15 protein-coding genes and 1 other annotated feature are annotated in these 14,875 nt (G+C 29.6%); all 15 genes read right to left on the reverse strand.

Translation table 11 applies throughout. The features are described 5' to 3' along the window. Nucleotides 1-35: 35 nt before the first annotated feature. The 15 genes from Q0V24_RS05895 to spoIVB all read right to left on the reverse strand — a co-directional run bounded on the left by Q0V24_RS05895 (nt 36) and on the right by spoIVB (nt 14,668). Nucleotides 36-290, reverse strand: coding sequence for a DUF1292 domain-containing protein (locus tag Q0V24_RS05895; RefSeq protein WP_297519546.1), 255 nt, complete (start codon nt 288-290; stop codon nt 36-38). 20 nt (nt 291-310) lie between these two features. Next, nucleotides 311-724 (reverse strand): Holliday junction resolvase RuvX, encoded by a 414-nt coding sequence (gene ruvX / locus Q0V24_RS05900; RefSeq protein ID WP_297519548.1) that lies wholly within the window; start codon nt 722-724, stop codon nt 311-313. 43 nt (nt 725-767) lie between these two features. Beyond that, a complete protein-coding gene (locus Q0V24_RS05905) occupies nt 768-1,025 on the reverse strand; it encodes an IreB family regulatory phosphoprotein (RefSeq protein WP_297519550.1) in 258 nt (85 codons plus the stop codon). 147 nt (nt 1,026-1,172) lie between these two features. Further along, a complete protein-coding gene (gene alaS / locus Q0V24_RS05910) occupies nt 1,173-3,812 on the reverse strand; it encodes an alanine--tRNA ligase (RefSeq protein ID WP_297519552.1) in 2,640 nt (879 codons plus the stop codon). A 51-nt stretch (nt 3,813-3,863) separates the two neighbouring features. Beyond that, nucleotides 3,864-4,038: a binding site (T-box leader), on the reverse strand. Between the two features lie 56 nt (nt 4,039-4,094). Further along, nucleotides 4,095-5,120, reverse strand: a complete 1,026-nt coding sequence (locus tag Q0V24_RS05915; RefSeq protein WP_297519554.1) for an AI-2E family transporter — start codon at nt 5,118-5,120, stop codon at nt 4,095-4,097. Between the two features lies 1 nt (nt 5,121). Then, a complete protein-coding gene (locus tag Q0V24_RS05920; RefSeq protein WP_297519556.1) occupies nt 5,122-5,598 on the reverse strand; it encodes a PRC-barrel domain-containing protein in 477 nt (158 codons plus the stop codon). A gap of 201 nt (nt 5,599-5,799) precedes the next feature. Then, nucleotides 5,800-6,228, reverse strand: coding sequence for a Fe-S cluster assembly scaffold protein NifU (nifU, locus tag Q0V24_RS05925; RefSeq protein WP_297519577.1), 429 nt, complete (start codon nt 6,226-6,228; stop codon nt 5,800-5,802). 5 nt (nt 6,229-6,233) lie between these two features. Next, on the reverse strand, nt 6,234-7,421 hold the full coding sequence (gene nifS, locus Q0V24_RS05930; protein ID WP_297519558.1) for a cysteine desulfurase NifS: 1,188 nt from the start codon (nt 7,419-7,421) through the stop codon (nt 6,234-6,236). A gap of 27 nt (nt 7,422-7,448) precedes the next feature. Next, the gene (locus Q0V24_RS05935; protein WP_297519560.1) at nt 7,449-7,898 is read right to left on the reverse strand and encodes an Rrf2 family transcriptional regulator; all 450 of its coding nucleotides are present in this window, start codon (nt 7,896-7,898) and stop codon (nt 7,449-7,451) included. 89 nt (nt 7,899-7,987) lie between these two features. Beyond that, nucleotides 7,988-9,244: a replication-associated recombination protein A gene (locus Q0V24_RS05940; RefSeq protein ID WP_297519562.1), complete on the reverse strand. Its 1,257-nt coding sequence runs from the start codon at nt 9,242-9,244 to the stop codon at nt 7,988-7,990. Between the two features lie 119 nt (nt 9,245-9,363). Further along, entirely contained in the window at nt 9,364-10,665 is a 1,302-nt protein-coding gene (locus tag Q0V24_RS05945) for a pyrimidine-nucleoside phosphorylase (protein ID WP_297519564.1), read from the reverse strand. Between the two features lie 158 nt (nt 10,666-10,823). Then, entirely contained in the window at nt 10,824-11,696 is an 873-nt protein-coding gene (locus Q0V24_RS05950; RefSeq protein WP_297519566.1) for a site-specific tyrosine recombinase, read from the reverse strand. Nucleotides 11,697-11,748: 52 nt separating this feature from the next. Continuing rightward, nucleotides 11,749-12,366 carry a stage II sporulation protein M gene (spoIIM, locus tag Q0V24_RS05955; RefSeq protein WP_297519568.1) on the reverse strand — a complete coding sequence of 206 codons (618 nt, stop codon included), beginning with the start codon at nt 12,364-12,366 and terminating at the stop codon, nt 11,749-11,751. Between the two features lie 200 nt (nt 12,367-12,566). Then, a complete protein-coding gene (gene spo0A / locus Q0V24_RS05960) occupies nt 12,567-13,385 on the reverse strand; it encodes a sporulation transcription factor Spo0A (RefSeq protein WP_297519570.1) in 819 nt (272 codons plus the stop codon). Nucleotides 13,386-13,561: 176 nt separating this feature from the next. Next, nucleotides 13,562-14,668, reverse strand: a complete 1,107-nt coding sequence (gene spoIVB / locus Q0V24_RS05965; RefSeq protein WP_297519573.1) for a SpoIVB peptidase — start codon at nt 14,666-14,668, stop codon at nt 13,562-13,564. Nucleotides 14,669-14,875: the final 207 nt, after the last annotated feature.

The raw sequence follows: 14,875 nt of genomic DNA on the forward strand, positions 1-14,875 counted from the left end.
ATTATCCAACCCCTCACCTTTAAATTAATTTTAATTTATTCTTCTTCACTCATTATTGTTGCATAAGCTTCTTCTATCATAGCAAGCTCTACATCATTTTCTATTGGCTCTAATCCTGTGTTACCATCTTCATCTTCAATAACTCTCATTGCTATTATAACATCATCATCTTCTTCTGGTGATAATAAAAAGAACTCTGAGTCTTCAATTTCTAATTTTGTAACAATTTCAAATGTAACCTCTACGCCGTTCTCATCACTTAAAACTATTTTGTTTAATTCATTTTCCATGTTAATTTCTCCTCTGTTCTTTATTTTGATATTCTATCTAAATATCCCTGTAATATATATATTGCAGCGATTTTATCTACTATTTTTTTCCTCTTTGCTCTTGATAAATCCGCTTCTATCATAGCTTTATGAGCTGCTACCGTTGTTAGTCTTTCATCCCAAAAAACTATTTCTGGATTAAAACCATTAGTCAACTGCTTGCAAAAATCATAAACCATATCACCTGATGGACCTATTGTTCCATTCATATTTTTAGGAAGCCCAGCTACTATTGTAGTTGCACCATATTCATCATAATATTTTTTCACTTCAGCTACATCAGCTGTGAAATTTTTTCTTTTTATAGTTGTTATCCCCTGTGCTGTCCACCCTAATGGATCACTTATTGCAACACCTATAGTTCTACTTCCTATATCTAGTCCTAGAATTCGCATATATTACTCCTTATAATTAAAGAGTACCCCAAAGGGCACTCTTTTATTTTATTTCAAGATAGGTTTTTATAACCTCTTCTAGAATTTCATCTCTCTCTAGTTTTCTAACTAAAGCTCTTGCCCCGTTGTAATTAGTAATGTAAGTAGGGTCTCCTGATATTAAGTATCCAACTAATTGATTTACAGGATTATAACCCTTCTCTTTTAAAGAATTATATACATCTGTTAAGATTATTTTTGTTAAATCCTCTTTATCTTTATTAAAATCAAATTGCATAGTATTTTCAAAATTGTTTCCCATAGTTTCGCTACTCTTGTAGCTTCACCCCCTTACAAAATTTATACTAATTTATATTTTTTAGTATTGACTCTATTTCTATTTATTATTCATTTTATATAATAAAGTATTTGTTAATCCCATTATAAACTAAAATTTCTCAATTGTATACTATTTTACTAGGTTTTCTAGAACCTCTTGTGATTTTTCAAGTGCCTCTGCAATTTTAGAAGGATCTTTTCCACCAGCTTGAGCCATGTCTGGTCTTCCACCACCACCGCCGCCAACTACTGCTGCTACTTCTTTAATTATCTTGCCACAATGAACACCTTTTTCTAGTGAGTTTTTAGTAGCCATTACTATAAGATTTACTTTTCCTGCTGATTCACTTGCTAAAACAACAACTCCACAGTCTATCTTATTTCTCACTTTATCACCAAGGTCTCTTAATGAATTTCCATCTATATCTTTAAGCTCTGCTCTGATAAGTGTAACTCCATTAACTTCTACTGAATTATTTAATATATCATCTTCTGCCCCTTGAACAAGCTTAGATTTCAACTCACTAATCTCTTTATCTTTTTCTTTTAATTCATGTGCTTGTATATCAAGTTTTACAAGTATATCTTTCTCTGCACATTTTAAAGCCTTTGAAGCCTTTTTAAGCACTTCTGACTTAGCTTCTATATATCTTAAAGCTTCCATACCTGTAACAGCTTCTATTCTTCTTACACCAGCTGCAACTCCACTTTCTGACACTATTTTAAATAATCCAATTTCCCCAGCATTTGAAACGTGAATTCCTCCACATAATTCCATTGAGAATTCTCCAACTGAAACAACTCTAACTTTCTCTCCATACTTCTCATCAAATAAGCATGTAGCTCCACTATTTTTAGCCTCGGCTATTGTCATTTCCTTTGTAAGAACATTATTAACATTCATTATTTCTCTATTAACAAGCATTTCTACTTCTTTGATTTCATTCTCTGTTAATGCTGTAAAGTTTGTAAAATCAAATCTTAATTTTTCATGATCACAGAATGATCCTGATTGATGAACTTGATCTCCTATAACTTCTCTTAAAGCTGCTTGTAACATATGAGTTGCTGTATGGTTCTTTCTTATATCATTTCTTCTTGCTTCATCAACTTTTAATGTAGCAATCTCTTTAACAGATATTGTTCCTTCTACAACTTTTACATAATGAACAAACTTTCCACCAACATTCTTTTTACAATCAAGAACTAAAGCTCTTCCTTTTGAAGTTTCAATAACTCCATGATCTCCTACTTGACCACCCATTTCTGCATAAAAAGGTGTTACAGGAACCACAATAAACCCTTCTTGACCTTCTGAAAGCTCATCTCTAAAATCTTCATTATCTCCAAGAATTATTATTTCTGATTCCATTTGTGTTTTATTATACCCATCAAATATTGTTTCTACTTTAGCATCAATTTTGTTAACAGGGCCATCTGCTCCCATATAACTAGTTTCTCCTCTAGCATTTCTTGCTCTTTCTCTTTGTGCTTGCATTTCTTTATCAAAACCAGCATTATCTACTGTGAAGTTTTTCTCTTCTAAAATTTCTTCTGTAAGCTCAAGAGGGAATCCATAAGTATCATATAATTTAAATGCTCTTTCTCCTGAAAGTATTGTACTTCCTTCTTTTTCTGTTTCTTCAATATAAGATTTTAAGATATCCATACCAGCATCTATTGTTTGGTTGAATCTTTCTTCTTCTATTTTAATAATTTTTTTGATATTTTCTTTATTTTCTTTAAGATCTGGATAAGCATCTCCATAGTTATCTACTATTACATCTACTATTTGATAAAGGAATAATCCATCAGCTCCAAGCATTCTGCCATGTCTAGCAGCTCTTCTAAGAAGTCTTCTAAGAACATATCCTCTTCCTTCATTACTTGGTCTTACACCATCAGATATAAGCATTGTTGTGCTTTTAGCATGGTCTGTGATTATTCTAAGTGATGTATCTACAAGTGCATCTTTACCATATTCTGACTTTGTAAGTTCACAAGCCTTAGCAAGTATAGCCTTAACAACATCTATTTCAAATATGTTATCAACGCCTTGCATTATTGTAGCTATTCTCTCAAGTCCCATCCCTGTATCTATGTTCTTTTGAGCAAGTTCATTGTAGTTTCCATCTTCATCTTTTTCAAATTGTGTGAAAACAAGGTTCCAGAATTCAACAATTCTATCTTTATCAGCCGCTGCTAAGAACTCTTCTGGTGTTTCAGCTTTTTCTCCTACTTCTCTTTCAAAGTGAATCTCTGTGCATGGACCACATGGACCTACACCTATTTCCCAGAAATTTTCTTCTTTATCAAGTTTAAATATTCTAGTTGGGTCTATATCTGTGCTATTTGTCCATATATCATAAGCTTCATTATCATCTTGATATACTGTTACGTATAATCTATCTTTTGGAATATTAAGTTCTTTAGTTATAAACTCCCAAGCCCATGGAATTATCTCTTTTTTGAAATAATCTCCAAACGAGAAGTTTCCAAGCATTTCAAAACAAGTCGCATGTCTTGAAGTTTTTCCTATATTCTCTATATCACCAGTTCTAACACATTTTTGACATGTTGTTATTCTGCTTTTTGGTGGTTGCTCAACCCCTGTAAAGTAAGATTTAAGCGGAGCCATCCCTGCATTTATAAATAATAAGCTATTATCATTCTTTGGCACTAATGAGAATGAATCTAATTTTAAGTGTCCTTTTTCTTCGAAGAAGCTTAAATACTTACTTCTTAGGTCATTTGTTCCTGTAAATTTCATTATTAATTACCTCCATAATTTGTCATTAAAATATAAAAAGCCCCCATCCCAGTAAGGGACGAAAGCTGTATTTCCGCGGTACCACCCTAATTATGTATTATAAAATACATCACTTAAGTAAAATTAGCTCCAAGGCAGCTTCAATAATTTTTCTAAGAAGTTTTCACCAACCACTTCCTCTCTAAATAGAAACCACTTATCTACTCATCCTTTTCATAGCTATAATATTCAATCTATAAAGTGATTATAAAAAAAATTTCTTATCATGTCAATATTAACTAGTTAAAATAAGTAATAATCTATATCTTCATATATAATTTTTATGATTACCCCAAGAGGTATAATTAATATCATCCCAAGTAATCCAGCTATTTTTTCACCTATTAATAAAAGTATTATTACTACAAGTGGGTGCATCTCTATACTATTTGCAGTTATCTTTGGTGCAAGTATATTCCCCTCTAATTGCTGAATTATAATAAATGCAATTAATACATATATAACCTTTACAGGATCATCCATTAAGGCTATAAAAGCTGCTGGAACAGCACCTAAAAACGCCCCAAAATAAGGGATTATATTTAGCATTCCATTTATTATGGATAGTAATAATACAAACTTTATATCAACTACCATTAAAGAGACAAATGTTAATACTGAAACTAAAAAACATAACATAAACTGTCCCATTATATATTTTCCTAATACTTTATCTATATCACAAGAAATTTTTTTAACTAACCCTCTTTTTTCTGCTGAAAAAAATAACAATACTTTATTTTCTATAAGTTCACCATCAGCAAGAAAATAGTATGCTACTATTGGAACAATTGCAAGTGCTATTAAATTTTCACTAAAGTCTATTATCCATAGAAATATTTTATCAGTTAAACTTGCAACCATAATATTAATTTTTTCTCCGAACTGATAATTTATGATTGAATAAAGTTCTTCTTTTGGCATATTAATTTTTGATATTAATTTTTCTATTAGAGCCTCTATATTAGCTATTTTATTTTCTAAATTTAAACTTTCTTTTATTATACTTGGAACTAAAATAGTAAATATTAAAGTAAATATTAATATTATACTTATAATAAGCAAAAATGCTAAAAATCTTTTATTTATATTAATTTTATTGCAAATTTTTATGTATATTGGCTTTAATGCATATGCTAATATAAAAGAACTTAAAAGAACAAATATTATATCCCTAACAATTTTCAATTTATAAATTCCTATAATTATAATTAATATTACCAAAAAAAATATTAACATTGATTTTTTTTCTTTAAAAAACTTTTTCATTCTATCCCCTCCATATATTATGAGGAATAGATACAAAATTTATTTTCTCATCATTAAAATAAAGTATATTCCGGTCACCTAATATTGTTTCTTTTAAAAGTATTAAATTTTTTCCATTTTTAAATTTATCAAAAAATCCTTTTGATGTTATTATCGCTCTAATTAAAAAATTCTTATCTATTAAAAGTTCTTCTAGAACTCCTATCATTCTATTTTCCTTATCTATAATATCTAATCCTTTTATATCACTAAATGCTAAGCCCTCATATTTTTTAATTTCTTTTACAACTATTTTATCTCCAAAAGTTAAAATATCCTCTATATCAATAAAATTTTCTCTTCTAAATATATTTTTAGGTATAAAAAAGCCTTTTATTTTGCCGTCAAAATAATCTATTCCAATATCTTCTATCTCACCAAGTTTTCTTCCTGCTTCATTATATACTTCTAAAAATTTTAAATCTTTTACTTTATACATAAAATTCCTCACCAACTTTCTATTGGTTAGTATTTGTATTTTATATATTTTAATGCAAAAAAATAAAAGCATCTAGCGATAGATGCTTTTATATATTAACAGATACTTTCTATAATTCCTCAAACAACAACATAATTATCATTGTAGAATACTACAGATCACCTCATTATAATTGCTCTTTGTTTATTTTCAAATGAAATATTAATTTCCATGTACATGTTCGTGTATATGTTCTGAATGATTTTTAGTATCCCAAGGAGCTAACCCAACACTTTCTCTATATGCATTTATAGCCTTATGAATTGCTTCCTCAGCTAACACAGAGCAATGCATTTTAACTGGTGGAAGTCCATCTAGAGCTTCTGCTACTGCTTTATTTGAAAGCTCCCAAGCCTCTTCTAGTGTTCTTCCTTTAATAAGTTCTGTTGCCATACTTGATGATGCTATTGCAGAACCACATCCGTAAGTTTCAAAACTAACATCTTCTATTATGTTATTTTCAATATGAAGATATATTCTCATTATATCTCCACACTTAGCATTTCCCACTTCACCTATGCCATTAGCATTTTCTATCTCTCCAACATTTCTTGGATTTCTAAAATGATCCATTACTTTTTCACTATACATCATAATTAATTACCCCCATTTTCTCTTAAATGATTTTTCCATAATGGAGACATTTTTCTAAGTCTCTCTATTATTTTTGGAACACACTCTAATACATAATCTACTTCTTCTTCTGTTGTTCCATCACCAAGTGTAAGTCTTAATGACCCATGAGCAATTTCATGTGGTCTTCCTATAGCAAGTAATACATGTGATGGTTCTAATGAACCTGATGTACATGCACTTCCACTTGACGCACATATCCCATCAAAATCTAGTGATAATAATATTCCTTCACCCTCTATAAATTCAAAACAAATATTACAGTTTCCAGGAAGTCTATTTTCACTTTTTGGTCCATTTACCATTGTATATGGAATTTCTAAAAGTCCATTCATAAGTTTATCTCTTAAAGCTGTTATTTTTTCATTACGTCCTTCTATATCCTTTGTTGCAAGTTCAATTGCTTTTCCAAGCCCTACAATCCCTGGTATATTCTCTGTTCCAGCTCTTCTAGCTCTCTCTTGTGAACCACCATGAACAAGGTTATCAATCCTTACACCTTTTCTGATATATAAAGCTCCTACACCCTTTGGTCCATAAATTTTATGAGCCGCAAGTGATAATAAATCTATATTCATCTCTTTAACATTTATCTCTACATTTCCAACTGCTTGAACTGCATCTGTGTGGAAAATAACTTTTTTTTCTCTACATAAAGCTCCAATTTCTTTAACTTTTTGAATTGTTCCAATTTCATTGTTTGCAAACATTACCGAAACAAGTATTGTACTTTCTTTCATCGAGTCTTTCAGTTCATCAATATTTATAAAGCCCTCTTCATTTACATCTAAATAAGTAACTTCATAGCCATTCTTCTCTAGGTATTCACATGCATGTAATATTGCATGATGCTCTATTTTTGTTGTGATAATATGATTTCCTTTTTTTCTATTTGCATAAGCAACACCCTTGATTGCCCAGTTATCGCTCTCTGAACCACCATTTGTGAAGTATATTTCGCTTCTTTGTGCATTTAGCGCCTTTGCAACCTGTTCTCTTGCATTATCTACTGCTGAATAAGTATCTCTTGAGATTGAATAAAAAGAAGATGGATTACCAAATTTCTCTGTGAAATATGGCATCATTTCTTCTAGAACCTCAGGCTTTACATATGTAGTAGCAGCATAATCCATATATACTATTTTTCTCATATCAATTCACTCCTAAATTCAAATTTATTAATTTTCTTCTTTAAACTTTATATTCCCCTTTTTAAGCTTCATGTCATTATAGTCATTTACAACATCTTGAAGTGTTACAGAGCATAAAACGCTATCTATGCTAGTTTTTATTTTTTGCCAAAGATGTCTTGTTGCACATTCATCTATATTGAAACATTCTACCCCATCTAAACAATCTGATATCTCTATTGGGCCTTCTAGTATTTCCATAATTTGCGCTATAGTAATATCTTCAGGTTTTCCATTTAAAACATATCCACCGTGTGCACCTCTTATACTTCTTATAAGCTTGGCTTTTCTTAATGAACTAAATAACTGTTCTAAATAATAATCTGAAATATTTTGTCTTTTTGATATAACCTTTATCGATACTGGTTTATCATCATAATGGATTGCTAAGTCTACCATAGCCTTAACTCCATATCTACCTTTTGTTGATAACTTCATTTCTATTCCCCCTAATACCGAGTAATTTACTAAACTTTATAGGCTAATGATATCAAACGCCGATATAAGTGTCAATAATAAACACCTTTTTATTTTTTGTTAGAATTCTTGATAGTTTTCCAATAGTTTTCTAAGCTTTTTTCATATTTATTCTCCTGAGATACATAATATTTTTTCTCATTTAAAACTTTTGGCATATATTCCTGCTCTACATAGTGATTAGGGTAATCATGAGGATATTTATATCCTGTAGCACCTAAACTTTTTGCGCCACTATAATGAGCATCCTTTAAAGGACTTGGCATATCATCAACTCTTAGAGTTTCTAAATCTGCTAGGGCATTACTAATTGCTATATAAGCACTATTAGACTTAGGTAATGTTGCAAGATATATAACAAGCTCTGATAATACTAAACTAGCTTCTGGGAAGCCTATTTTAAGACATAACTCTATACCATTATTAACTACTGTTAGCGCATTAGGATGAGCCATTCCTATATCCTCTGCTGCTATAACACCTATCCGTCTTATAATAGCATCTAAGTTCCCCCCCTTTATAAGCCTTGCAAGGTAATGAATAGCCGCATTAGCATCACTTCCTCTTATGCTTTTTTGGAGCGCACTCAAAAGATTATAATATTCATCACCAGAAGCATCTGATTTCATATTAGATTGGTTTAATTTTTCTATTCTCTCTTTAGATACCCTAATCACATCTGTTAAAGTACTTTTCATATATAATTCTAATACTGTATATGCTTTTCTAACATCTCCTGCTGAAATATCTGCTATAAAATCTAATGCGCCATCATCACATTCTATCTTATAACCTTCTGCTATTAATTTTTCTATCGCCCGATTAAGTGCAATAACAATATCCTCTCTATCAAGAGATTCAAATTGGAATATAGTACTCCTGCTTAAAATAGCCTTATGAATTGAAAAATAAGGATTTTCTGTAGTACTTGCTAGCATTATAATTCTTCCATCTTCAATAAATTCTAAAAGTGCTTGCTGTTGTTTTTTATTGAAATGTTGAATTTCGTCAATGTATAATACTACTCCATTATAATTAAGAATATTATCAAGACTATTTACTATTTCCTGAATGTCTTTTATAGATGCTGTAGTTGCATTTATTTTATAAAATTTTTTATCTGTATATTGTGATATAATCCTAGCTAATGTTGTTTTCCCTGTACCTGGAGGTCCATAAAATATAGAATTTATAATATTTCTATTATCTAAAAGATTATGTATAACTGTTCCTTTTGCAATAATATGTTTTTGTCCTACCATATCATCTATATCACTTGGCCTCATTATCTCTGCAAGTGGCTTCAAATTCTCCACCTCCTAATTAATATCTACCTATTATTTTACTACATTTGAAAAAATATTTCATAAAATGATTTTGCACAGAAAAAAAGCAGCACCTATTTGGCACTACTTTTGTAACAAAATTATCTTATTATATCGTATATTAATGGTATTCTTTCTACAGAATCACTTATTTCATAATTAGCTAATATTTTTTCTACTGCTTTTTCACCTTTTTCAAGATTATTTGCATGTACATAAGCAAGTATATCCCCTACTTTTACAGCATCTTCTCTCTTCTTGTTTAGAACCATTCCAACAGCAAGGTCTATTATGCTGTCCTTTGTAGCTCTACCTGCTCCAAGTTCCATTGCAATAAGCCCCATATTTTCTGCATGTATCTTACTTACAACTCCTGCTTTATCAGCCTTAACTTCTAAAACATACTTAGCTTTTGGAAGTTTAGATGTATCATCTATAACATCTATATTTCCACCTTGTGCTGCTACAAATTGTTTTAACTTCTCAATAGCCGCACCAGATTTTATTGTTCCTTTTAGCATTTCTTTAGCTTCTTCTACTGAGTTAGCTTTTCCTGCTAAAAGAACCATATTCCCACCTAGCTCTAAGCAAAGTTCAAGTAAATCTTTTGGTCCATTACCTCTTAATGTTTCTATAGCTTCTTCCACTTCTAAAGCATTTCCTATAGCAAAACCTAAAGGTTGGTCCATATCAGAAATTATACCAATCGTATTTCTACCAACATTCTTCCCAATATCAACCATCTCTCTAGCAAGAATTCCAGCATCTTGTGCGTTCTTCATAAATGCTCCATCTCCAACTTTTACATCTAAGACAATAGCATCTGCACCTGAAGCTATTTTTTTACTCATAATACTTGATGCAATTAAAGATACATTATCAACAGTTGCAGTAACATCTCTTAATGCATAAAGTTTTTTATCAGCTGGTGCTAAATCTCCAGTCTGGCCACCTACTGCTATTTTAAGTGTATTTACATTACTTATAAACTTTTCATTTGGCATCTCAACAGAGAATCCCTTAAAACTTTCAAGTTTATCAATAGTTCCTCCAGTATGCCCTAGACCTCTTCCAGACATTTTTGCTACAGGGATACCTAAAGCTGCCACCATAGGTGCTAAAACTAATGTAGTTGTATCTCCAACACCACCTGTTGAATGCTTATCCACTTTTATTCCATCAATTTCTTTTAAATCTAATATATCACCTGAATTAACCATAGCCATAGTTAAATCAGCAGTTTCTCTTTTATTCATTTTATTAAAAAATACTGCCATCATAAGTGCTGACACTTGATAATCTGGTATATTTCCATTTGTATAATTCTCTATAAAATAGTTTATCTCTTCTGTAGTAAGTTCTTCACCTTGTCTCTTCTTTAAAATTAAATCGTACATTCTCATAATCGAATTCCTCCTAAGTTTTTTGATAACCTTTTCACAAATTAATTTTATCATACAAAAAACCTTTTTTCAATCTTCTAACTTAACCTGTAACTTCTATAAATCATTAAAAAATTAAAAACAAAAAAAGGCTACTCGCCTTTTCTTGTTTACTTCAATTATGCTCTTGGATGTGCTTTCTTATATATACTATTAATTTTTTCATTATTAATAATTTCATAGTACATATCAATATAAGTCATTACTTGATTCCCAAGAAGTTCCTGAACAACTTTTGCATTTGCTCCATTTTGAAGTAAGTGAACTGCAAAAGAATGTCTAAATGTATTTAGATTTATATCTTTATTAATATTTGCAAGAACTGAATACTCTTTAACTATTCTCCAAACTCCTTGTCTTGTTATAGGATCACCACTCATATTTAAAAATAATTTTTCGGTAGTCCTAACTGTTTCATCTCTTAATGCTACATACTTTTTAATAGCATCCTTAGCTTCTCTACCTATTGGTATCAATCTTTCATAACCTTTATTATCTTTACATTTAACAAATGATAAATCTAGATTAACATCCTCTATATCTAAACCAATTAATTCTGATACTTTCATCCCTGTTGCATACATAAGTTCTAATAAAGCTTTATCTCTAACGCCTTTCTCTGTACTAATGTTTGTAGTATTCATAATTTTATTAATCTCATCAATACTTAATACAACTGGTTTCTTTTTTTGCACTCTTTCTCTTTTAATGCTAGTTTCTGGGACATGTTTTAAATTTCCCTCAGCAACTAAAAAATTATAAAAGTTTCTCAAAGAAATAATAGTTCTTTGAATAGAAGATGGTGATTTGCTTTTGTCATTAAGATTCTGAATATATGACGTAAGTGGATAGCCATCTTCACTAACAACTAAGTTTTTTTCCTCTAGAAAATCTAGATACATAGATACATCCGTAATGTAAGCACTCACAGTATTTTTTCTTTTCCCTATTGATTGCAAGTAAATTTCATATTTTTTCACCAAATTTCTCATATTAACTCCTAACTAAAATGTTATTACATAATTATTTATATTACGAATATCCTCAACTAATTACTAATCTGGCCAAATTTGGAGAAATATATGTTTCAATTATTATTCCAAGCATAATAAATCCTGTCAAAATGCCTTGTATGGTCATATAATCTTTATTATTAAACTCGTTTCTAGCACTATCTTTTCTTAAACTTTTAAATTTTATAACAGATGCTCGCATAGAAAGAATACTTATCATAATAATTATAGGCACAAAAATTAAATTTTGAATTATTAATGTCGCAAGTATAACTGTAAATCCACTAGTTCCAAGCACAGTTATAACAAGAGCTAATGTAAAACCTAATATGTATCCTTTAAATAAATTTATTAAAAGAACAAATGGAAATCCTATAAGAGTATAACCTAATAAAATTATTATCATAGTAATTGGAATTATCCCCTTTATACTATTTAATAAAATTGATGTATACTCGATTTCTGTAGTTTGAATAAATTCAAGGAAATTATTAAAATACCCTCCTATTTCAACTTTTCCCATATCACTCATATAATAAATAGTATATGACCCAAGAACTATCCCTATAAGGAAAAACAATAAAATCCACAAGAAAATTATTCTATTCTCTGCAATTACAGCTTGTATTTTTTTAAATGTATTTTTCACTTCATTCAACCCCTTTTAATAAATAATATTCTTTACATAATAAATTTATTACTATATTTTCAAAAAATTATGTTAATCAAAAAAATTAAAAAACACCTTTAAGATAATAGGAAGTTCCTATTAATACTAAAGGTGTTTTATCTATTTTTAATATTTTATTTATTATCCCTTTTATAAATAAATATATTATTTATCTTTATCTAGCTTACTTTATTTTTAAGTCTAAGCTTATCTGCGACCATAGCGATAAACTCTGAATTTGTAGGTTTACCCTTATCATTGTGTATTGTATACCCAAATAGCTTATTTATAGCATCTATTTGACCTCTTGACCAAGCAACCTCTATAGCATGTCTTATAGCTCTCTCAACTCTTGAAGCTGTTGTATTAAACGTCTTAGCTATTGAAGGATATAATTCCTTTGTTATAGCTGATAAAAGCTCCATATCATTAACTACCATAGTTATAGCTTCTCTAAGATACATATATCCTTTAATATGAGCTGGAACTCCAACTTCATGTATGATACTTGTAATTTCTGCTTCTAGATCCATTGGTTTTTTCTTAGTGTACATTAATGATTCTCCTGACATATCCATTAAAGATGATTGTCTCATTGAATCTTCTGATGAGATTGTATTATTAAACATTTGTCTTATTCTCTTTATAAAAACATCCATGTCAAATGGCTTAACAACATAATAATCTGCACCAAGTGTTATTGCTCTTTGAGTTATTTTATCTTGTCCTACTGCTGATAATACTATTACTCTTGGTATTTTGCTAATTACCCCTGTATTTAACTTTTCTAAAACACCTAATCCATCTAAATGTGGCATAATAATATCTAAAACTACTAAGTCTGGTTGTTTTTCTTCTATAAGCTCTAAAGCTTCTAGCCCATCATTTGCAATCCCCACAACAACTATATCTCTTTGATTTAACAAGTAGTCATTTAGTATATTACAAAATTCTTTATTATCATCTGCAATTAAAACTGAAATTTTTGAATCGTTCATAATTTTTCTCTCCCCTTACTATTAATCCTCTTATTTTACCATTTATTTACATTTATTTAATTTCGACAAAAATTATAGAAATCCTTTTTTTTTTCAAAATTTCTTAAAAAAATATACCAAAGAACACATTTAAGTATTCTTTAGTATATTATAGCATATTTTCACTATTTACTCACTTATTTTAGCAAATTTGCATCTTTTAGCATATTCTCTATATAAATTCCGTACCCAATGTTAGGTTTATTTACTAAAACATGTGTCACAGCTCCAACTATTTTACCATTTTGTATGATTGGACTACCACTCATACCTTGAACTATCCCACCAGTTTTTTCTAAAAGTTCAGGGTCAGTAATCTTAATAAGCATATTTTTATTAGGTCCTTTACTTGTATCTAATATTTTTTCAATGCTAATTTCATAATACTTTGGCCCCTCTTCATTAATTGTGGTTATTATTTGTGCTGGACCTGCTTTTGTTTCACTTTTATAAGCAATTTCATATAAATTTTTTTCATTTTTATAATTAATTTTATTTTTTTCATTTACAACTCCGTATATTCCTGTTGTTGTATTTTTACCAACTGTTCCAAGAGTTATTCTATCATTATTAAAAATTCCTTTAAGCTCTCCTGGTGAACCAATCTCACCTTTTCTAACATTTACAACTGTTGATTTAACTAAACTTCCTTTACCAACTGATATTATTTTATCTGTTTCTCCATCAGTAATAGGATGTCCAAGCCCACCATACAGACCTGTATTATCATCAAAGAATGTCATAGTTCCAATTCCTGCTGTTGAATCTCTAACCCATAAACCTAATTTATAATCACCTTTTTTATTCTCTACTAACTTTACTTTTTTATTAATTAAATCCCCATCTCTATCAATCACTAGTGCTATAGTTCCTGTTTTACTTTCACTAACAACACCTAATAATTCTTTTGAAGTACTAATTTCTTTACCATCAATCTTTAAAATAACGTCCCCAAGGTCGATATCCCCAACCTCTGCTGGACTTTTTATAAGTTTACCATTTTTAGATTCAATATCTGAAAACGCAACAGCTAATACTCCTTTCGTTGATATTTTTATACCGATATTTTCACCACCAGCATAAACCTTTAATCTGTCTTTTCCACTGATATTCTCAGTTGCTAACACAGGTTTAGCTTTATCACCGTTTAAGAAAAATATACTTAATGCAAATACTGAAGATAAAATTAAGCACATAACTATAAGATTTTTTACAAAACTTTTTAATTTACCATCTTTCATCATTTATCTCCTCCTTTACATTATTACATTTCCCCGATATTATAATATTTATGTTGTATTAACATTGTTAGTATAACCAAGTTATTAAGAATTATGATAAATTTATCATAAAACTTTTAAAATATAACAAAAAAGATAGAATTACTAATTAGTAATTCTCAGATTGTAGACAAAAGGTACATTTCTAAAATATAGAAATGTACCTTTTTC

The sequence above is a fragment of the uncultured Clostridium sp. genome, assembly GCF_947039605.1.
In the GTDB taxonomy this organism is placed as follows: domain Bacteria; phylum Bacillota; class Clostridia; order Clostridiales; family Clostridiaceae; genus Sarcina.